We start from the raw sequence: 20,300 nt of genomic DNA on the forward strand, positions 1-20,300 counted from the left end.
ATCAAGAACGACGGCTCAAGGCAGCAAGCGGCCGGGGTTGAAAAGATTGGCGGGATCGAAGGTGGACTTCAGCGCGCGCATCATCGCCAGTTCGACGGGCGATTTGTAATGCGCCATTTCGGCCAGCGACGTGCGGCCCACGCCGTGTTCGGCGCTGAACGTGCCGCCCAGCGCGTCGGCCACGTCGTTGACGGCGCGGCGGATATCGGCGGCCATCGCGTCGCGCTGGGGCAGCGCCTGCCAGGCGTCGAACGTGAAGAAGGGGATGAAGTGCACGTTGCCGTCGCCCAGGTGCGCCACGATCAGCACGGGCAGGTCCGGCACCAGGCGGCGCACCGCGGCGGTGGCGGCTTCGATGAAATGCGGCACGCTGGCGACCGGCACGGCGCTGTCGGTGGTCAGCCCTACGCCGGCCTTCTTGTTGCCTTCCGACACGCTGTGGCGCACTTCCCAGAGCGCGGCGCGCTGCGTGTCATTGGTGGCGATGACGGCGTCGTGCAGCAGACCGCGTTCGGAGGCTTGTTCCAAAATCTGCTGCAGCAGGTCTTGCAGTTCAGCGCCGCTGCCGGTGTCCGACAGTTCAACCAGCACGTGCCAGGGATGCGCGCCGGCCAGCGGGTTCTTGCGGCCCGGCACATGCGTCATCACGATATCCAGCTGGTTGCTGTCGATCATTTCAAAGGCCGACAGGCGCGAGCCGCAAGCGCGCTGGAACAGGCCCAGGATATCCAGCGCCGCTTGAGGACTGTCCGGCGCCAGCCAGGCCACGGCGTGGGCGGTGGGCAGCGGGTGCAGCTTCAATACCGCCGCCGTGACGATGCCCATGGTGCCTTCGGCGCCGATGAACAGGTGTTTGAGATCGAAGCCCGTATTGTTCTTGCGCAGCGCCGTCATCCCGTTCCAGACGGCACCGTCCGGCAGCACGACTTCCAGGCCCAGGATGTTGTCGCGCGTGTTGCCGTAGCGCAGCACGCCCGTACCGCCGGCGTTGGTGGCGATGGTGCCGCCGATCTGGCAGGAGCCTTCTGCGCCCAGGCTGATGGGGTACAGGCGTCCTTCGTCCGCTGCGGCCTGTTGCACGGCGGCCAGCACGCAGCCGGCCTCGACTTCCATGGAGTTGTTGGCGGCGTCGACGCGGCGGATCTTGCGCATGCGCGCCAGATTCACGATAACGGGCGGTTTGCCGCCGGCGTCCGGCACGGCGCCGCCGCACAGGCTGGTGTTGCCGCCCTGGGGCAGTACCGGGGTGGCATGCGCGTTGCACAGACGGACGATATCGGCGACCTGCTGTGTGTTGCCGGGCAAGGCAACGCATAGCGCGGGGCCCTTGTACCGGCCGCGCCAGTCTTCGGTGTAGCCGGCCGTATCGGCGTCGGAATGAAGGATGGCGTCCGTGCCCAGGGCCTGGGTCAACGCGTCTAGCAGGGTCGTGCCGTTGGTCATGTCTGTGGTCCCGAATGGGGCCCGGACGTCAATGGAAGTCCGAGCGCATTGAGGCACAGCATACGATTACTTAAATCGCTTTTCGATTTGATTAATCGTATTTCAATCGATTCTAGGGTATGTACTAAGGGTGAATCCGTCTGGTACTGCGCGTTGGCGGGGGTCAGAGGATTGCCATGGTCAGCGCAGACCCGCATTCTGCCAAGCTCTGCCGACGACGGCGGCTGATTCGTCTTGCTTTGCAAGACGAAATTGGCCGCTAGTGGATAGCCCCGGATTGCGGTTTTCAAAACGATCGAAATACAATCATATCGTGTGAAATGCAATTCTATTCGGCTCCTGCAAATGAAGGAAGGGACATGCTTCCCAGCGTGATGGAGTACCGACGGCAGGCGCAAAAGCGGCTGCCCCGGCTGGCATTCGATTATCTGGAGGGCGGCGCGGAAGACGGGTTGGCGCTTGCCCGCAACCGGGCGGCGTATGCCGACCTGGAATTCCGCCCCGACGTCCTGGTGGACGTGACGGATTGCCGTCTGGACGCCACGGTGCTGGGAGCCTCGGCCGCCATGCCCGCCATCGTCGGGCCCACGGGCCTGAATGGGTTGTTCTGGCCGGACGCCGACGTGCATCTGGCGCGCGCCGCGCATCAGGCGGGCTTGCCTTTTGTGCTGTCCACCGCATCGACCTCGTTGCTGGAAGACGTGCGCGCCGCCACGCCCGGCGAACTTTGGCTGCAACTGTATGTGCAGCGCGACCGCCGCATCGCCGAACACCTGATGGACCGCGCCTGGCGGAACGGCTATACCGTGCTGTTTCTGACGGTGGATGTGCCGGTGCACGGCAATCGTGACCACGACAAGCGCAATGGCTTCTCGCTGCCGCTGCGGCCGTCGCGCCGGCTGTTGATGGACCTGGCGGCGCACCCGGGCTGGTGTTGGCGGATGTTGCGCCACGGCGGGCCGCAATTGAAGAACCTGGCCGTCAGCGCCAACGCGCGCGAGAACATCACGGAACAGGCCTCGGTGCTAAGCCGGCAGATGGACCTGGCGCTAAGCTGGAACGACGTTGCCTGGCTGCGCCGGCATTGGCGCGGCCGCATCGTGATCAAAGGCATTCAGGGCCTGGCCGACGCGCGGCGCGCGCACGCGCACGGCGTGGACGGGATCGTGTTGTCCAACCACGGCGGGCGGCAGCTGGAAAGCGCGCCGTGTCCGCTCGAAGTGCTGCCCGAAGTGGCCGCTGAGCTCGGACAGTCGCTAGAGATTCTGGTGGACGGCGGCGTGCGGCGCGGCAGCGATATCGCCAAGGCCATGGCGCTGGGTGCACGCGCCGTGTTGCTGGGCCGCGCACCGTTGTATGGATTGGCGGGGCGCGGGCCGGCGGGCGCGCATGACGTCCTGGCGATCCTGCGTACCGAACTCGACAACACCCTCAGGCTGCTCGGCCGCAATCACATCGGCGCGGTGAACGCCACCGCGGTCCGAAAGCGCTGAAGGCCGTTCTTGCCTCCCTTTTTTTGGAATCAGAGCAACATGCGCGAAAAGATCGTCTTCATCGGTGGGGGCAATATGGCCTCCGCCATCATCGACGGGCTGCTCGAACAGGGCCGCCAACAAGCCGACTTTCTGGTGATCGAACCCTATGCGCCCACGCGCCATGCGCTGTCCGCGCGTGGCCTGCGCTGCCGCGAATGCCTCGGTCCGGAAATCACCGACGCCGCGTTGTGCGTGCTGGCCACCAAACCGCAGGTGTTGCGCGACGCTTGCGGGCAGGTGCGCCAGCATCTGTCGCCGGCGGCTACCGTGGTCAGCATCGCAGCCGGCGTCCAGCTGGCATCACTGTCGGACTGGCTGGGCGGCCATGCGCGCATCGTGCGCGCCATGCCGAACACGCCGGCAAAGGTGGGGCTGGGCATGACGGGTCTGTACGCCACGCCGGCATGCGGCGAGGCCGAACGCGCGCGGGTGGACGCCTTGTTCGCCGCGGTGGGTGATCGCATTTGGACAGACAGCGAATCCATGATCGACGCGGTGACCGCCGTGACGGGCAGTGGGCCGGGCTATGTCTTCCACTTCATGGCGGCGCTAGCGCAGGGCGCGCTGGAATTGGGATTTTCCGCCGCTGATGCGCGCCGGCTGGCCGTCGCTACGTTTCGCGGCGCGGCGGGGCTGGCCGCCAGCGAAGACGTGCCGCTGGCCGACTTGCAAGACCGTGTCACGTCCAAGGGCGGCACCACCTACGCCGCGCTGTCCTACATGCGGGAAGCCGGCGTGGCCGACGCGATCGCGCAGGCGGTGCATCAGGCCGAACAGCGCGCGCGCGAGCTATCGGCGGGGTAGGCCGGGATACCGCCAAAAGGCGCCGGCACTGACCCGTTTCAGGGGCGCCGACCCAGCCACCCCAGCAGCAGGGTCGACACCGCGATCGCCGCCACGTTGAAGTGCATGGCCGAGGCGAACGCCTGGGCGTAACGCTCGGGCGCGCCGGCATCCGCATGCGCTTGCAGCGCGCCGCTGAACAGCATGCCCGCCGCCGACACGCCCAGCGCGGCGCCCACTTGCTGCAACGTCGACACCACGCCCGCCGCCATGCCGGCCTGGCGGTCTTCAACCAGGCCCAGCACCAGATTCACCAGCGGCGTGTTGACCGCGCCCTGCGCCGCGCCCAGCCACACCAGCGCCGGGACCAGCGACCAGGGCGCCAGCGCCGCGCCCGCTGCGCCTACGTGCGCCATCAGCGCGGCGGTGGCCCCGCCATATAGCAACGCGGCCACCGCGATTGCACCGGTGCCAAAGCGCGCCACCAGCCGCGGTGCGGCCATTGATCCCGCCACGAAACCCACGCTGGCCGGGGCGAAGATCAGGCCCGCCGTCAGCGCATCCAGCCCGAAGCCGGTCTGCACCAGCAGGGCGTAGCAAAGGAACATCGCACTGGCGGTCGAGAACACCAGCATCACCAGCAGGCAGCCGGCGGCAAAGCGCGGCTGTGCAAGCAGGCTCATGTCGACCAGCGGCGCGCCGCCCTATCGCGTCCAGCGCAAAGTCGGATTGATCCCTGCCGGCGGAGGCGGTTTCATGCGCCGCGCCGTCGCGTATGCGTTGATTGCCTGGCTGCCTTTGGTGATTGCCGCATGGTTGTCCGGCACGGCCATTGAATCGTTTCAAGACAAAGAGCCATTGCTGGGACACATCGGCATTCATGTGCGCTGCCTGATTGCCATTCCTTTGCTTGTGCTGGCCGAAGGCATCGCCCAAAAGCTCACTCCGCTAGGCTTGCGCGAATTTCGGCGTTCGGGGCTCGTTGACGAGAGTTTGTCCGCCAGATTTGATCAAGTCCTGATGGGGGTGTTGGCGCTGCGAAACCGCATTGCACCCTGGATCGTCATTACCGTCTTCGTCGTGACGTGGATCGCCGTCCTGTTCTTCTCGCCCAATCTGGACGAGCTGCGCTGGGCGGATTCAGGCAGCCAAAGTCTTAGCTTCGGCGTGTGGTGGCTATTGCTGGTGACGCGGCCCATTTTTTCGATTCTGTTGCTGGCCTGGGTGTGGCGGCTGATATTGCTTGGGCTGTTGCTGTTAAGGATCGCGGCCTTGCCCTTGAAGCTGGTGCCCAGCCACCCCGACCGCCTGGGAGGTCTGGGCTTTCTCACGCGGCTGCCGGTTGTCTACGGTCCTTTCCTGTTTTCTGTTTCGGCCGTCGTGGCGGGCGTGTGGGCGCATGAAGTCCTGTATCACGGGGTGACGGTGCCTTCGCTTTATGGCCAGATCGCAGCGCTGCTGGCGGTGCTTACGATCATCGGACTGGCGCCGCTGCTGGTGTTCACGCCATTGCTGCTGCGCGTAAAGCGAGAAGCGCTTCTGGATTACGGCGTGTTCGTGTCCCGGCACGGGCGGGCGGTCCATGAAAAATGGATAGAAGGCAAAGACGTGCCCGACTCTCCCATGCTGGATGCGCCCGAGCTCGGGCCGGTGGCGGATGTCCAGGCGATCTACCAAGCGGTCGCGGCCATGCGGGGAGCCATCGTCAATAAATCCGTGCTGCTGAAGATCCTGGCGCCGGCTGCCTTGCCCATGCTGCTATTGATCTCGATGCAATGGCCGTTGAAGAGCACGCTGTCCAAGCTGCTGTTCACACTGCTCTAGCCTTCCACAGGCGGGGCACTGCGCTGATCGTAGGCGGGCGGCGTGGAGGGGAGGCGAGGAAGGGAGGCGAGGAAGGGAGGCGAGGAGCGTCGCGCTTGACGACGGGTTTTTCGTGGGTGTATCGTAAGATATATATCTAAAGATACATCTTACGAGCTAATCATGCGCCATTCCCATTTCCAAGACGACCATCACCCTCACCACGACCATCACGGTAGCCACGGCCATCACGGTAGCCACGGCCATCACGGCCACCGCGGCAGCCACGGCCACCATCACGGCCCCCACAACCACCATGACCATTACGCCCGCCACGCGGCCGCGGGCGGCGACTGGTTTTCGGGCCCGCCCGACGGCCGGGGCGATGCCGACGGCTTTGGTGGCGACGGACGCGGCTTCACTCGCGGCCGCCGGGTGTCCGCCGACGATCTTCAATTGATGCTGTTGGGCCTGCTTGAGCAAAACCCCAGCCACGGGTACGAACTCATCAAGGCCCTGGGCACGCTCAGCAACGGCTTCTACACGCCCAGCCCAGGCATGGTCTATCCCGCGCTGACCTATCTGGAAGAGCTGGGCTACGCCACCGTTGAGCAGGACGGCGCCAAAAAGCGCTACCACCTGGCGGAAGCGGGCAAGGCGCACCTGGAGGCCAACCGCAGCCGCCTGACCATGATGTTCAACCGCTTCAAGCACATCGCCCGCAAGATGGACTGGATGCGCCAGGCCTGGAGCGGCGAGCCCCGCAACCTTGGCCCCGAAGGCCAAGACATGCGCACCGGCTGGCTTCCCGAATTCGTAGAAGCCCGCCACGCCCTCCGGCAAGCCTTGCTGGACCGCACCGACGCGTCGCCCGCCGAACAACGGCGCATTGCCGCCATCCTGGCGCGCGCCACCGACGAGATCAACGGCACGCCCTGTGCTTGACCCGTCCCCCCGATTTGGAGTGTTCATGACCCGTACCGATTTGAACGTGGAGCGCGTGCGCCACAACCTGAAAATGCGCGTGCTGACTGTCGCGCGCACCGAACGCATCGCGGGCCTGCTGGCCCGCATCACCTTCACTGGCGACGACCTGCAGGACTTCGTGTCCGCCTCGTTCGACGACCATGTAAAGCTCTTTTTCCCCGCCGACCCGTCCCTGCCGCCGGTGTTGCCTTCCGTCGGCCCTGATGGCATCAAGTTCCCCGACGGTATGCCCAAGCCGGCTGCGCGCGACTACACGCCGCGCTATTTCGATGCGGCCCGCCGCGAATTGGTCATTGACTTCGTGCTGCATGGCGATGGCCCCGCGTCAACCTGGGCCGAGCAGGCCGCACCCGGCCAGACGCTGGGCATCGGCGGCCCGCGCGGTTCCTTCGTGGTGCCCAAAGCCTTCGACTGGCACGTGCTGATCGGTGACGAAACCGCGCTGCCTGCGATGGCGCGCCGCCTGGAAGAACTGCCCGCCGGCGCGCAGGCGTTAGCGCTGATTGAAGTCCCGTCCGCCGCCAACCAGATCCCGCTGGCATCGGCCGCTAAAACGTCCGTGCGCTGGCTGCACCGCGACGGCACCGCGCCGGGCTACAGCACCTTGCTGCTGGAAGCGGCGCGCGAGTTGGTGCTGCCCGCCGGCGAAGGCTATGTCTGGGTGGCCGCCGAATCCGCGGTGGCCAAGGCCGTGCGCGAAATCATGGTGTCCCAGCATGCCATCGACAAGAGCCGCATTCGCGCCGCCAGCTATTGGAAGCGTGGCGCCGTGGCCGTGCACGAATCGCACGAGGACTGACCGGCCTACGACGTCGCCGCCGTCCGTTACGCCTTACGCGTCAGGCGAAGCAGGTTTTCGACCTTTCCGCCGGACGCGTCTTGCCGCACCGCCAGGCCCAGCACCGCCCGCGGCCAGTCCAGTGCGAAAGGGCGGTAGACGACGCCGTCGGGGCGCAGGTGGCGCAACGACGCTGGCACCACTGCCACGCCCATGCCTGCCGCTACCAAGTTCACCGCCGACGACAGCTGCGGCGCCCGTTGGCCGATCAGCGGGTTCAGGCCATGCTGGCGGCACGCCGCCATGATGTCCGCGCTAAGCCCGTACCCAGACTTCCGGGAATACAGAATGAAGCGCTCCTGCGTCAGGTCTGCGGGCGCCAGCCGCTTCCTCCGCGCCAACGCATAGCCCAGGGGCAGGGCCACCACCAGCGGTTCTTCGGCCAACTGCGTGAAAGCCAGACCGCCATCCAAGGCGAACGGGGGCCGCACGAAGGCGGCGTCGATGGCGCCTTCGCGCAACTGCGCCACCAGCGTCTCGCTATCGCCTTGCGACAGCGTCATCTCCACATCGGGATACTGCAGCCGGTACTGACGGATCAGCGCCGTTACCACACCATTGAACGAGGCAGATTCGGTGAAGCCCAACGTCAGCTCTCCCACTTCGCCGCGCGCCGCGCGCTGCGCCGTCTGCACGGCGGCTTGCGTGCGTTGCAGGATGTCTTGCGCGCAAGCAAGGAAGGCGCGGCCGGCGTCGTTCAGCGCGACCCCGCGGCCCGTTCGGTCAAACAGCGGCGTGCCGACTTCCTGTTCCAACTGACGGATTTGCTGGCTGAGCGGGGGCTGCGCCATGCCCAGCAGTTCCGCCGCCCGCGTGAAGTGCTGGGCCTCGGCCGTTACGACGAAATAGCGCAAATGGCGCAGTTCCATATTCATACCTGAAAAGTACTGGTTATCAATTTTCCATATATTGGACATTCTATTGCAGCGGGCCGATGATGCAGGCATCCCTTCATTGCCATCAAGGAACCCGCATGAATACCCCCGTCAAACCCAGCACCCTGTTGCGCCGGCATCTGGCCCAAGACATCGTCGTGGCGCCCGGCGCCTATGACGGCATGTCGGCCCGGCTGGTGGCCGCTGCGGGCTTCAACGCCGTGTACGCCAGCGGCGGCGCCATTGCGCGCGCGGCGGGCTATCCGGACATCGGGCTGCTGAGCTTCACGGAAGTGATGGACCGGGTGGAGAAGATCGTCGACGCCAGCGGCCTGCCGGTAGTGGCGGACGCCGACACGGGCTTCGGCGGGTCGGCCAATGTGGAGCGCACCGTGCGCATCATGGAGCGCGCAGGCGTGGCGGCCTTCCATATCGAAGACCAGTCCTTTCCCAAGCGTTGCGGCCACCTGGACGACAAGAGCCTGGTGGACGCCGACGAAATGTGCCGCAAGGTGCACATCGCGCGCCAAACGCTTTCGGATGCCGATGCGTTGGTCATCGCACGCACGGACGCGATCGCGGTCGAAGGCTTTGACGCTGCGATCGCCCGCGCGGAACGCTATGTGAAGGCGGGCGCGGACATGGTTTTCGTGGAGGCGCCCGAAACGCTGGCGCAGATCCAGGCCATCGCCGAACGCCTGCCGGGATTGAAACTGATCAACATGTTCTACGGCGGCAAGACGCCGCTGGTGCCGCTGCCCGAGCTGGCGGCGATGGGCTATCGCCTGGCCATCATTCCGTCTGACCTGCAACGCGCCGCCATCCATGCCATGCAGGCCACGCTGGCCGCCATCCGGCAGACCGGCGACAGCAGCGCGCTGGCCGACCGCCTGACGAGTTTCAAGGAACGGGAAGCCATCGTGCAGACGCAGCGCTACTTGGCGTTGGACGCGCAATAGGCGTCCAACGCCAGAACCCTAGCGGCGGCAGCGCGCCGGCAAGGACAGCGGCCACAGGCGCTGGCCAGCGCTGCCGTACAGCGCGCGCATGCCGCAGATCATCTCGACGCGGGCCAGCGCATTGCCGGCAGGGTCGATGATCTTCGACATGTCCATCGTGGATACCACGGCGCGCTTCCCGGCGAATGGCGTGACCGCGCTGTAGCTGGGCGGGATGACGAACTTGCCCTGGCCGTCCACGTAGCCGAAGTCGAGGTCGCTGCGGGCGGCCGCCAGGCCGTCGCGCAGGGCGCCCAGCGCGTCGAACGCCGGACCGCTCAATGCGCCCTTGGCGTCGACCGCGCGCACGGCCCGAGTCGATAGCAGCGTGACCGCGCGGCCCGCTGAAAACGCCGATGCCGTGCCTTCCACCTTCATGCGCGGTTTGCCGTCCAAGCCGGCGTACTCGGTCATGGTCTTGCCGTTCGTGGCGTAATGCCGAAGCAGCAAGTCCGAGCCCTGCGGCCAGCGCCAGTCGCCGCCAGGCAGGGTCAGGACGGTCTTGCCGGTGACGTCGATCAATCGCGTCCCCGCGTCATCGGTGGCCAGCGCGCGCGCCGGCGTGCCCTGGAAGACCGATCCGACGGCAGCCGTGGGGCCGATCTGCCAACCGCCTTGCGCGTTCAGATAGCCATAGCGCACGGCGCGGCGGATTTCCAGCCAGTCGCCCACGCGACCGTAGGTGGCGTCCTGCAGGTCCAGCGCGCTGCTGCCGTCGGCCGCCACGATCCAGCGGTTGTGCTCGCCGTCGGCCGAGATGGATCCGCCTGCTGCCGCGGATATCTGCAAATGCGGTTGGAACGACGTCAGCGCGCGGCCCTGGTTGTTGAATACGGCGGCGGCGCGTTCGTAGTCTTCTGCCTGTCCGCCGGCCTGCCATACCTTCCACAGCTTGTCGTTGATGCGGGCCACGCCGTGATGCGCCGCGGGCACCACCCAGCGTCCCTGCAGATCGATCACGCCCACGCGGTCCGCACCCAGCGAGGCCACGGCCTGGCCGTTCTGGAAGTGGCCGATCTGGTGGAAAGCGGGGGCGGCCAGTTCCTTGCCGGCCACGAAATCGTACAGACCCCATCGCGCGTCTTCGCTTGCCGTCTTCAAGAACCGGACCACGCCGGGCGCGACGATGTCGGTTTGAAAAACATCGGGCAGGTCGTAAGTCTTGCCGTCGCGGTCGATCATGCGGTTGACGCCGGCGGCGTAGGTCAGCGCATAGCCGTGGCGGAAGGTGCCGATATGCTGCTGCGGCGGCAAGGGCAACGGCTTGCCGTTGGCGTCCAGCAGTTGCAGGCCGCGTTCGGTCTCGGCCGCGTAGCGCAGTTGGTCGGGCTTCAGCGCGTCCGGGCCGTCCGGGTATTCCGGGTCGTCGCCGCGGCGGTCGTCGGAATCGTCCAGCGCAATCAGGTCCGTCCACCACGGATCGGTGACCCAGCTGCCGTCGGCCAGAATCAGGCCGGCGCCTGTCATGCCGCATTGGCAATGCCCCTGGCCCAATATGCCCAGCGGCGCGCCCGGGATGTTCAACGGCGGCGCCTTCAGTTCCATGCTCTGCGTCGCTTCCACCGCTTCGGGCTTGAGCAGTACGCGGCCGTCGGCATCCAGGACGTTCAGCAATCCGCCTTCCTGCTTCCGGATCCACAGCCGGCCCTGGCGCAGCTCCATCGGTCCTGCCTGGGGCAACCAGGCAGGTGCCGTGTCGCCGCTTAGCCAGACGCCCTTGGGCGTCAGCACGCCGGCGGGCGCGCCCGTCTGGTCAGCGAATATCACGAAGCCTTCTTCGTTCTGGGTCGGCGTCGACGCGCCGCTCAGTTTGATCGGTGCGGGCTGCCCGGGCACCAGCGCCATGAGCGTTTCCCCCACCGGGTAGACGATGGTGTCCTGGAAACGCTGGGACGCCTGGGCTTCGTCCGGCTTCATTGTCGTGACGACCGCGCCTGCGGCATTCAGCACGGCATAGCCCTTGCGGCCATCCAGCTCGGCGCTCCAGAACGCGCGGCCCACGGGCTGCAGGCTGTTGTAATGCTGGTCCGCGCCGGTCACCTTGCCGTCCGTGCCGATCAGCACGGCGCCGTCGCGGCCAAAGGCCACGGCGGGCCTGTCGTCGTGCTGCGTCAGGATGTCTTCGTAGGCAGGTTCGATCACCCAGTTCCAATCGCCGTCCACCACGCCGTAGCGGTGTTCGTCATTGATGGCGATGTACAAGCCCTTGCCATAGGACTGCGTGATGGTGATGCCGGGCTTGGCGAAACGGCGTTCGCCATTGATGCCGCGGTATTCCTGCTTGTATTGCACCGCAGCCCGGGCCGGCACGCCATCGGCCAGGAACAGGTTCTGGATACCGGCGTCCAGGGGTTCCCCCACGGGTTCTCCGTGGCGGTCAATCAATTGCTGGCGTCCGTCCAGCATGGCCACGGCCAGGCCGATCTCGGCGTAGTCCTGGACGCTGTCATAACGCGGTGGCACCGCCATGCGGCCGCGCGTGTCGATAAAGCCCCATTTGCCCTTCCATTGGACGGCGGCCAGGCCGTGGCGGAAATCGCGCACATCCTCGAATAGCGGGCGGATCGCCAGCCGGCCGTTCGGGTCCAGGAAGCCCCAGGCGTGGCGGCGCAGCGACTGGTCCATGGGGACGCGGTTGATGTTTTCCAGGGCCGAAGGCAGCAACACCGCGGCGCGTCCGTCCGACAGCGCGCGGATGCAGCCGTTGGTAAAGGGACTGCTGTTGGAGATGTCGTCGGCGTTGGTGTCGGCGCCGTAGCTGCCTTCGTCAAGGCAATACAGATGGCCGCTTTGCGCATGCGCGGACAGGGAAGCGCCCAGCGCGGCAATGGCGCAGGCGAGTCGGGTGGTGCGGATCACGCGTGACGTCATGGTTATTCTGCTTTGGCGTTGGCGTTGTTGAGGGCGGGGGGCGGCACCTGCGTGGCTTCGGGGCAGGTCAGCGCCTCTTTCGGCCACGTGAGGTTTTCCTCCGCGTCGAAGATCACCACTTTGTCGCACAGCACGCCAAACAGGGCGGTCGTTTTGCCTTGGGTGTCGATGAATTCAACCCCGCCGTCGCGCAGGACCATCGCGCGCCCGTCATGGAAATCGTCGGCCCACTTGAACGCGGGCGGAATCGCGTAGCGCCCGGTCAAGTCGATGAATCCATACAGCTTGCCGGTGCGCTCCAGGCGACGGGCGCGGGCCAGGCCGTCTTTCATCGGGCCGAGTTGGGAGAAGTGCGCGCCGACGATACGCTTGCCGTCCGCGTTCACGAAACCCCAGCGGCCGCTTTCGTCGCTGTAGGGCGCCACGCCTTCGCTGGCGCGGTTGTACTCGACCGAATAGCGCCCGGGGAAACGCGTGATTTCCCGGCCTTGCAGGTCAGTCATGATGGCGCTGGATTCCGAGGCGTCGGTGAACAGCAGGCGTTGCATCGACGCCAGCGGAAAGCCGTCCCCGCGTTTTTCCAGCACCGTCTTGCCGCGTTGGTCGATCAGGCGGTATCCGGTCCCCAGGTTGACCCGCGCCAGGCCTTCCGGCTGCACGAAGAAGGGATTGAATTCGCCATACAGGGCGGGCACGGCGAAATTGCCGCGCGCATCAATCGCGCCTTCGCGTTCATCGTGGCGCATGATGACCCAATCACCGTACTGGTCACGGCTTTCCGGCTTGCCCTCCGACAGGCGGGTCGCGTGGCCTTGCGCGTCGAACAGCACGGCGCTGCCGTCCGCCAGTTCTCCGACGTAGCGTCCGTCCTTGATCTTGTTGGGCTTGCCGTAGATCGTGTCGCTGGCCTTGCCGGTGCGAAGGTTGACCAGGCGGTACGGGCTGTCCGCGTAGCGGTTGGCGGTGTCCTTGGCGTCGGGGTCGTCCACCAGCATGAAGCCGTCGCCCAGGTATTCCATCTTGTAGGCGCTCTCGTGCGTGGGGCGCACGACCCACTGGCCGTCGCGGTTGACGACGCCCCAGTGGTCCTTGTCCTGGACGCGGGCCCAGTCGTCTTCGAATTCCTCGATGTGTTCGTAGGCGGGTTTCAGCGCCGGCGCGCCCCGGCGGATGTTCCAGATGCCCCAGCGGCGCGCGCGGTTCTCGTCCGGCGCGCGGTAAAGCAGCAGGTCGCCGTCAAGGTGCGTGGCGTCGGCTGCGACGTCGGCGGGGATCGGTACCGTCTTGCCCCGCGCGTCGATCAGCAGGGCGTCGTCGCGGGACATGTCCGGCGTGCGGGCCCAGGTGTAAGCGCCGCTGAAGTTCCGGATGCCGCTGTACTTGGGCGGCACCGCCCAGCCACCCTTGCCGTCGATGGCGCCGAACTTGCCGCCGGTGGTGCGCACGATGAGCGGCATCGTCGCGTCATAGGTGTCGATGGCTTCCCATTCCGGGTTCGAGACCACCGTGCCCGACGCCGTCAGGATCGACGGCGGCTGCTGATAGTCGTCGGTTCGCAACAACGCCAGCGGCATGTCCGCCGCAGCGCGGCTACGCGCGGCCGCCTTGCCGGGCGAAAAGGCGCTGATCTGGTAGGCCCGCAGCCGCGCGACGGTGTCCGCATTCAACAGCGGCTTGCCGTCCCCGGCGTAGATCTGGACCAGGGTTTCGACGCCCGGCGCGGCCATGGACGTCGTCTGACTGTCGCCGTCGACCTCAAGGGTGGATACCGTCACGTCGGTGGCTGCGGCGGTATCAGCATTCGAGTCGGACGCGGCCTGCGCGCTGTCTGCGGCCGGCGGAGGGGCCGCGACGTCCGTCATGACGGTCGCGGCGGTATCGACGGCCGCCGCTGCGGGGACCGCGTCCGCCGCGGATCCGGCTTCGACGGCAATGCCTGCGGCGTCGGCAGCCTGGACAGCGCCGGTCTCGGCCGAGGTTCCTTCCTTCGCGGCATCCATCAGGCCAGTCGCGCGGGTGGCGTCATCGGTCGCGTCGGCGTCCGCCGCGCCGGGCGGCGACGCCTGCACGCCGTAGACCCAGGCCCGCCCCTGGTTGATCTCGACACGGCCATGGCCCAGCGCCAACTGCTCGAGCGTGCCGGTCGGGCTGATCAGCAGTGTCATCGAGACATCCGGCAGGTAGCTCCAGCCATCGCGCTCCTGCAAGCCGACGTAGGCATTCGAAAAGGTGTGCAGCGTCTGGAGGGTTGCGTCCAATAGCGCCGCCTTGCCGTTTTCGGGCGTTACCAACCACAGGCCGGCCGCCACCCGCTGCACGCGTTCGTAGCGCGCGGGCGACAACGCCGTGCCGCGCGGATCCACGAATTGCCATTTTTCGTCGCGGCGCACGGCCAGCACGCCGCCGTCGCGAATCGGCGCTGCCTGCGAGCGCAGCACGTCCGGCGGCAGTGCCCAGCGGCCGTTGTCGTCCAGCAGGCCCCACCAGCCGTTGTAGCGGGATTCGCGCAACTGGGCAGGCAGATACCCCTCGGTGGGGGCGGCCAACGCCATCACGCCCGCAGGCAGGGATGCCGCTTTGCCCGTGGCGATATTGAAGAGACGCGGCGGCGTGGGCACTTCGATCGACGCCAATTTCTGTCCGGGTTGGAAGCCCCATGTCCGCGTGCCCAGCTCGAAGATTTTGATGACCTTGCCCTGACGATCGATCAGCACGTCGCGCTCGTCTTCTTCGGCCAAGGCCGTGCCTTCGGCATTGAATCCCGACGCGCTGCCGAAGCGCGGCTTGATGACCCACTGGCCTCGGGTGTCGATGTAGCCCCAAAGACCGTCCTGGCTGACCGCGGCCAGGCCATTCTGGAACGGAGAGGCCTCGGCGTAGGCGGGGGCGATCGCCATGCGTCCTTGATTGTCGAGGTAGCCCCAGACGCCTGCCGGGTCGTCGGCCGAGCCGGTCATCACGGCCGCCAGGCCTTCGCTGTAGGCCTGATGGCAGTACGTGTCGGACCCCTGGCCGTAGTAGCTGGCGGTGCACCGGTTGATCCACGAATCGGCTTGCGCCGTGCCGGTCAGGCCAGGCAGGGCAAATGCCAAGGCCAGCGCCAGGGGCTTGATCGCGGCCCTCATTGCGCGCGGGCGCGGGAGGGGCCCGCGAAGAGGAATACGCCGAGCCGGACGTGCCACATGTCAGGTGCCTGTCAAAAAGGGGAAGGCAGCACTGTAACCAGCAGTAGCAGTCAATAAAGCGGTAAATGTAACGATAAAGAAGAAAACGTTAATTCCGGTGCGCCGAATTGGCTCGAAAGGCCCCAGGGAAGCGACACCTCTGTGTCAAAATGATGCGCCGTTACCTGGACTCTCAATAGACGCATGACCGCTTCCGCTGCGTTATCTTCGAGTTCAATGCCGCCCGCTTCGGAACTGCACGCGCTTTATCGGGGCGAGCTGGCCCGCCTGCTGTATCGGCAGTCGTATGGCGTGCTCTTCGCCAATTTCGCCATTGTCGTACCCGTCGCCTACGTGATGCGCGCCAGCGTGCCGATCTGGCTATTGGCCGCCTGGGCCGCCGCGCTTTATCTGCTGACGGCGCTGCGCGTGGTCGTGAACCGCCGTTTCCTGCGGCGCCAGACCGCGCCCGCGGACTTGCAGGGCTGGGTCTCGTCGTTTTGCGTGCTGTCGTGGCTGTCGGGCCTGCTATGGGGCCTGGCCGGCCTGGTGGCGGTGCTGTCCGACGACGGCATGATGCTGGCGTTTGGCTGCGTGATGCTGGCCGGCATGTGCAGCGGCGCGGTGCCGTCGCTATCGGCCTATCCGCCCGCCTACGCGGGATCGGCGCTGGGCATGCTGGCGCCGTTCACCGTGGCCTGCCTGGTCCAGGACGATGCGCTGCATCTCATTTATGCGGCCTTCGCGTTCTGCCTGCTGGGCGTGAACATGTATTTCAGCGCCATCACGTACCGCAGCCTGAAGACCACCGTGTCGCTGCGCTTTGAGAACCTGGGTCTGATCGGCGACCTGCAACGCGAACGGGACCGCGTGGCGGCCGCCGACCAGGCCAAGACCCGCTTCCTGGCCGCTGCCGGGCACGACTTGCGCCAACCGGTGCATGCGTTGGGCCTGTTCACCGACATCCTGGCCAGCCGCGCCCAGCAGGGCGACGCCACGCCGCAAGACGTGCTGCACGTCGCGCAGCGCCAGCAAACCGTGCTGGCCAGCCTGAACCGGCTGCTGGATGGCTTGCTGGACGTGTCCCGGATGGATGCGCACCTGCTGCGCATCGAGCGCCGCCCGGTCCGCCTGGACGCGCTGTTCGACGAAATAAGACAGGATTTTGAACCGCAGGCGCAGGCGCAGGGCTTGCGCCTGTCGGTACTGCCCACGCCTCTCGTGCTGGAGACCGACCCCACCTTGCTGCGCCGCATTCTGCATAACCTGCTGAGCAATGCGCTGTCGTACACGCCCCGGGGCGGCGTGCTGCTGTGCGCCCGCCGGCGGCAGGGCGGCGTGCTGATCCAGGTGTGGGACACCGGCGTCGGCATCGCGCCGGATGCACAAGACGCCGTCTTCAACGAATTCACGCGGATCGGCGACGCGCCGGCGGGGCAAGGCCTGGGCCTGGGGCTGGGGTTGGCCATCGTGCGGCGGCTGACGGGATTGCTTGGGTTTGAGATCCGGCTGCGGTCCGTGCCGGGCAAGGGCTCGGTGTTCTCGGTCCATGCTTCCGCGTCGATCCCGCCGGATCACATTCCCGCAGGGCATGGTAGCGGTCCAGTTCATCTTGCGCCTGGGACCAGAACGCATCCCCGCCGTTGATGGTGGAAGCGGCGCCGGAGGCGTCCAGCAAGACATAATGCGACGACAGATCGGTGGCCATTTTGCGCATCCTCGGGTGGGGAGTCGTGCTGTCATAGCAACGAGGCGAACCGGATTCGCCCCAGGCGCGCGCGCCGGTTCCAGCGTGGCGCCGCGAAGCGATATCATGTCGGCCATCAGCAACCACAACGGGAAAGGCGATGAGCCAGGGGTTCGATGGGGTCAGGCCCGCGTCCGAATCGTCCATCGAGATCGGCTTCTTCTATGACGGCCGGCACTGCGTTGAACGCATCCGCGTCAAGCCCACCGCCGCCAACCTGAAACGCGCCGCCGACCGCCGGGCAGCCATCCTGGACGCCATCGCGCGTGGCGATTTCGATTACGACGCTGAATTTCCCAAACGCGGCACGCTTCCGAAACCATCACAGGGTTCCGCATGACAAGCCACACGCAACTGATCGTCAACGACCTTACGCCGCAGGCCTTTTCGGCTTACGGCTGGATGCTGGGCAAGCCCATGCCGGACGGCAATGGCGTGCCGCTGTTTTCCAATCCGGCCACGGATTTCTGGCAGGAACACCTGTTCAACACGGGCGCGGGCGGCGACGCCGAACTGCTGTGGGTCAACTACCGCAGTTCGGCGGAGGAAATCGCCAGTCTGGAAAAGCACTTGCTGACGCAACAGGCCATCGTGCCGTTGACGGGCCAGATCATCCAGGTAGTTGCAAAAAGCGCCGCCGACGGCAGCCCGGATCTCACCACGCTGGCCGCGTTTCGCGTGCCGCAGGGGCAGGGCGTCTGCATGCGGCCGGGTTGCTGGCATGCGACCCGTGTCGTCGAGCACGAAGTCACTTGCCTGATGTTGACGCGCAGGTCCACGACGGTGGACCTGATCCAGCACCTGACCACCGACGCGCGCGCAACCGAAAGCGCCATCGTGGATATTCCCCTTCACCGCCTGGAAAACCTGGCCGAATGGGTGCCGGAAACCGCTGTGCAATAAGCGCAATCAGGCCCGCAGCGGAAAAGCCCCCGGGGGCATCCCGCCGTGGTCAGTCCGCTTCGCCACACGTCACGCCCAGGCGCTTGAACAACGGCCACTTGTTGCGGTAGCCGTCCGTCCAGCACATGGCGGTAAACGCCGCCAGCGGTTCGTCCACCGCATGCACCGCGATCTGCGCCGCCGCCGCATCGTCTTTCGGGCAGAAGGGCTGGCCCGGCGTGGGATACAGGGCGCCTTCCCATACGGCGCTGTCGCAGTGTTCGCAGAAATTGGTCCACTGGCCGTTGCGCTCAGGGTTCTGCCGCACGGTGGGGGCCAGTGCGCGCAGCGTGCGTGCGACCGGGTCCGACAAGATGCCAACCTGCGACAGCAGCGCGGGCCCATCGATGTGTTGCCATTGCGCCGGGCTGAATAGCCATTGGTGGAACGCACCAGGGTCTAGCCCAGTGCTGTCCCCCTCTGCGTCCAGCTCAAGGTCGCCTTCCGTGCTTTCGTGGTCGGGCGGCACGGCCAGCGCGAACACGGGCGTGGATTCTCCGCATTGGGTGCAGCGGCACGAAGCCTGCAGCACGTAGTACGACGGTGCTCGCAGGTTTGCGCCCAGTTCGTCGCCGTCCTTCTCTTGATTCAGTATGCCCATGCCTGTTGTGTTGTTCCTGTGCGAACCCGTGCTGAACTTGCTGCACCGGTCCTTTTTCATCAACGGGAAATATGCCAGAATCGTTTTCCGGATTTCCTGCTTAGCCCGCGACGCTGCCGCCACCAGGGCGTTGCCAACATCAGCCACGTGTTGGAGCCACCATGCGCGACCGCCAGAGTAGCACTGGATTTTCCTCCGCCTTGCGTGGCAAGCCCGCGCGGTGGTTCACGGCGGCGCTGCTGGCGGGCGGCCTGGCTGGTTGCAGCTTCACATCGCCGGACGAGGCGACCGGGTCGCAATCGGTGGGCATCCACGGCGTGACGGGCCAGCAGGCGCGCAGCATCGCCCGCGAGGCCTATCTGTACGGCACGCCCATGGTCGCCAGTTACCAGACCATGTACGCGTTCAGCATCGACAAGAACAACCCGCAATACAAGGGGCCGTTCAATACGGTGAACAGCATCTCGCGCGTTTTCACGCCCGAAGACACGGCGTTCGTCACGCCAAACGCCGATACGCCTTACTCGTTCGCCATCCTGGACCTGCGCGCCGAACCCGTCGTCATTTCCGTGCCCCCCATGGAAAAGCGCCGTTACTTCGTTCTGCAATTGATGGACCTGTACACGTACAACTTTGCCTATATCGGCAGCCGCACCACCGGCAACGGCGGCGGCAACTTCCTGATCGCCGGCCCGCGTTGGAAAGGCAGCGTGCCCAAAGGCATTACCAAGGTAATCAAGTCGGAAACCGAGCTGGTCAACATGGTGGGCCGCACCCAACTGTTCAATGCCGCAGACCTTGAAAACGTCAAGCGGATCCAGGCGCGCTACAAAATCCAGCCCTTGTCGGCCTTCGCCAAGCGGCCTGCGCCGCCCGCACCGCCTGCGGTGGATTGGATCCCGCCGGTGCCTCCAGGCGAAATGCGCTCGTCGCTCGAGTTCTACAACCAACTGGCTTTCCTGCTGCAATTCGCGCCCACGCACCCCACCGAAAAATGGCTGCGTGAACGTTTCGGCAGCATCGGCCTGAAGCCCGGGCAGCCCTTCAAAACCGAGGACATGAATCCCGCGCTGCGCCGCGCCTTGCAGGAAGGCATGCACACGGCGCAGAACGACATCGACAAGAACCGCGCGGCGCTTGCCGGCAAGACCGACACGCTGTTCGGCGACCGCAACACGCTGAAGAACGACTATCTGTCGCGCGCCACCGGCACGCAGGTGGGCATCGGTGCCAACAGCCGCGACGAAGCGCTGTATCCGGTGCTGGAAAAGGACAGCCGCGGCCAGGAGCTGGACGGCCAGTACGCCTACACGCTGCGCTTCGCGCCGCGCAGCCTGCCGCCGGTCAACGCGTTCTGGTCCATGACCATGTACCGGTTGCCCTCGCAGTTGCTGTCGCCAAATCCCATCAATCGCTACCTGATCAACTCGCCTATGTTGCCGTCCCTGAAAAAGGATGCGGACGGGGGCTTGACGATCTACATCCAGGCAAAATCGCCAGGCAAGGGCAAGGAGTCCAACTGGCTGCCTGCCCCGCAAGGCCCGTTCATGGTGACGATGCGGTACTACTGGCCGAAGCCGGCCTTGCTGGAAGGCAAGTGGGAATCACCGGAAATACAGCGGGTGGCGCAATAGGCACATCGGCGCGCATCGCCTGGATTGGGACGCCGAAGACCGGTCGGGCCAAGGCCGGCCGCTTGTCCCATCGGGAGGG

General features: G+C 66.1%; 16 protein-coding genes. 10 read left to right on the top strand and 6 right to left on the bottom strand.

The genetic code is table 11. From position 1 onward, the window contains the following. Positions 1-15 precede the first annotated feature (15 nt). Complete coding sequence (locus ACI0FO_RS14250; RefSeq protein WP_416027559.1) at positions 16-1,443, bottom strand: FAD-binding oxidoreductase; 1,428 nt, start codon at positions 1,441-1,443, stop codon at positions 16-18. 359 nt (positions 1,444-1,802) lie between these two features. On the opposite strand from ACI0FO_RS14250, the gene ACI0FO_RS14255 reads away from it, so the two are divergent. Both ACI0FO_RS14255 and proC read left to right on the top strand, forming a co-directional pair. Beyond that, positions 1,803-2,936, top strand: coding sequence for an alpha-hydroxy acid oxidase (locus ACI0FO_RS14255; protein WP_416027561.1), 1,134 nt, complete (start codon positions 1,803-1,805; stop codon positions 2,934-2,936). 39 nt (positions 2,937-2,975) lie between these two features. Continuing rightward, the gene (gene proC / locus ACI0FO_RS14260) at positions 2,976-3,782 is read left to right on the top strand and encodes a pyrroline-5-carboxylate reductase (protein WP_416027563.1); all 807 of its coding nucleotides are present in this window, start codon (positions 2,976-2,978) and stop codon (positions 3,780-3,782) included. A 38-nt stretch (positions 3,783-3,820) separates the two neighbouring features. Here the strand turns inward: proC and ACI0FO_RS14265 are convergent, their stop codons facing one another. Continuing rightward, entirely contained in the window at positions 3,821-4,444 is a 624-nt protein-coding gene (locus ACI0FO_RS14265; RefSeq protein ID WP_416027564.1) for an MFS transporter, read from the bottom strand. A 73-nt stretch (positions 4,445-4,517) separates the two neighbouring features. On the opposite strand from ACI0FO_RS14265, the gene ACI0FO_RS14270 reads away from it, so the two are divergent. From ACI0FO_RS14270 to ACI0FO_RS14280, 3 genes are all read left to right on the top strand, one after another. Then, positions 4,518-5,585 carry a hypothetical protein gene (locus ACI0FO_RS14270; protein ID WP_416027566.1) on the top strand — a complete coding sequence of 356 codons (1,068 nt, stop codon included), beginning with the start codon at positions 4,518-4,520 and terminating at the stop codon, positions 5,583-5,585. A 162-nt stretch (positions 5,586-5,747) separates the two neighbouring features. Then, positions 5,748-6,509, top strand: a complete 762-nt coding sequence (locus ACI0FO_RS14275; RefSeq protein WP_416027568.1) for a PadR family transcriptional regulator — start codon at positions 5,748-5,750, stop codon at positions 6,507-6,509. Positions 6,510-6,534: 25 nt separating this feature from the next. Then, a complete protein-coding gene (locus ACI0FO_RS14280; protein ID WP_416027570.1) occupies positions 6,535-7,350 on the top strand; it encodes a siderophore-interacting protein in 816 nt (271 codons plus the stop codon). 26 nt (positions 7,351-7,376) lie between these two features. Here the strand turns inward: ACI0FO_RS14280 and ACI0FO_RS14285 are convergent, their stop codons facing one another. Continuing rightward, entirely contained in the window at positions 7,377-8,258 is an 882-nt protein-coding gene (locus ACI0FO_RS14285) for a LysR family transcriptional regulator (protein WP_416027572.1), read from the bottom strand. 104 nt (positions 8,259-8,362) lie between these two features. On the opposite strand from ACI0FO_RS14285, the gene ACI0FO_RS14290 reads away from it, so the two are divergent. Continuing rightward, positions 8,363-9,223 carry an isocitrate lyase/PEP mutase family protein gene (locus ACI0FO_RS14290; protein ID WP_416027574.1) on the top strand — a complete coding sequence of 287 codons (861 nt, stop codon included), beginning with the start codon at positions 8,363-8,365 and terminating at the stop codon, positions 9,221-9,223. An 18-nt stretch (positions 9,224-9,241) separates the two neighbouring features. Here ACI0FO_RS14290 and ACI0FO_RS14295 read toward each other — a convergent pair whose 3' ends face one another. Next, positions 9,242-12,133 (bottom strand): WG repeat-containing protein, encoded by a 2,892-nt coding sequence (locus tag ACI0FO_RS14295; protein ID WP_416027576.1) that lies wholly within the window; start codon positions 12,131-12,133, stop codon positions 9,242-9,244. 2 nt (positions 12,134-12,135) lie between these two features. Continuing rightward, positions 12,136-15,258, bottom strand: a complete 3,123-nt coding sequence (locus tag ACI0FO_RS14300; protein ID WP_416027578.1) for a WG repeat-containing protein — start codon at positions 15,256-15,258, stop codon at positions 12,136-12,138. A 276-nt stretch (positions 15,259-15,534) separates the two neighbouring features. Between ACI0FO_RS14300 and ACI0FO_RS14305 the strand changes: the two genes are divergently transcribed. The 3 genes from ACI0FO_RS14305 to ACI0FO_RS14315 all read left to right on the top strand — a co-directional run bounded on the left by ACI0FO_RS14305 (position 15,535) and on the right by ACI0FO_RS14315 (position 17,947). Continuing rightward, positions 15,535-16,944 carry a sensor histidine kinase gene (locus tag ACI0FO_RS14305; RefSeq protein WP_416027580.1) on the top strand — a complete coding sequence of 470 codons (1,410 nt, stop codon included), beginning with the start codon at positions 15,535-15,537 and terminating at the stop codon, positions 16,942-16,944. 200 nt (positions 16,945-17,144) lie between these two features. Further along, positions 17,145-17,384 (top strand): Arm DNA-binding domain-containing protein, encoded by a 240-nt coding sequence (locus ACI0FO_RS14310; RefSeq protein WP_416027582.1) that lies wholly within the window; start codon positions 17,145-17,147, stop codon positions 17,382-17,384. After that, entirely contained in the window at positions 17,381-17,947 is a 567-nt protein-coding gene (locus tag ACI0FO_RS14315) for an ureidoglycolate lyase (RefSeq protein ID WP_416027584.1), read from the top strand. The genes ACI0FO_RS14310 and ACI0FO_RS14315 overlap by 4 nt, the downstream gene beginning before the upstream one ends. 49 nt (positions 17,948-17,996) lie before the next feature. On the opposite strand, the gene ACI0FO_RS14320 is transcribed toward ACI0FO_RS14315, so the two are convergent. Beyond that, complete coding sequence (locus tag ACI0FO_RS14320; RefSeq protein ID WP_416027586.1) at positions 17,997-18,587, bottom strand: hypothetical protein; 591 nt, start codon at positions 18,585-18,587, stop codon at positions 17,997-17,999. 161 nt (positions 18,588-18,748) lie between these two features. On the opposite strand from ACI0FO_RS14320, the gene ACI0FO_RS14325 reads away from it, so the two are divergent. Then, the gene (locus tag ACI0FO_RS14325; protein ID WP_416027588.1) at positions 18,749-20,221 is read left to right on the top strand and encodes a DUF1254 domain-containing protein; all 1,473 of its coding nucleotides are present in this window, start codon (positions 18,749-18,751) and stop codon (positions 20,219-20,221) included. Positions 20,222-20,300: the final 79 nt, after the last annotated feature.

Origin of the sequence: Achromobacter marplatensis (assembly GCF_049060505.1) — a bacterium.
GTDB lineage: Bacteria > Pseudomonadota > Gammaproteobacteria > Burkholderiales > Burkholderiaceae_B > Achromobacter > Achromobacter marplatensis_A.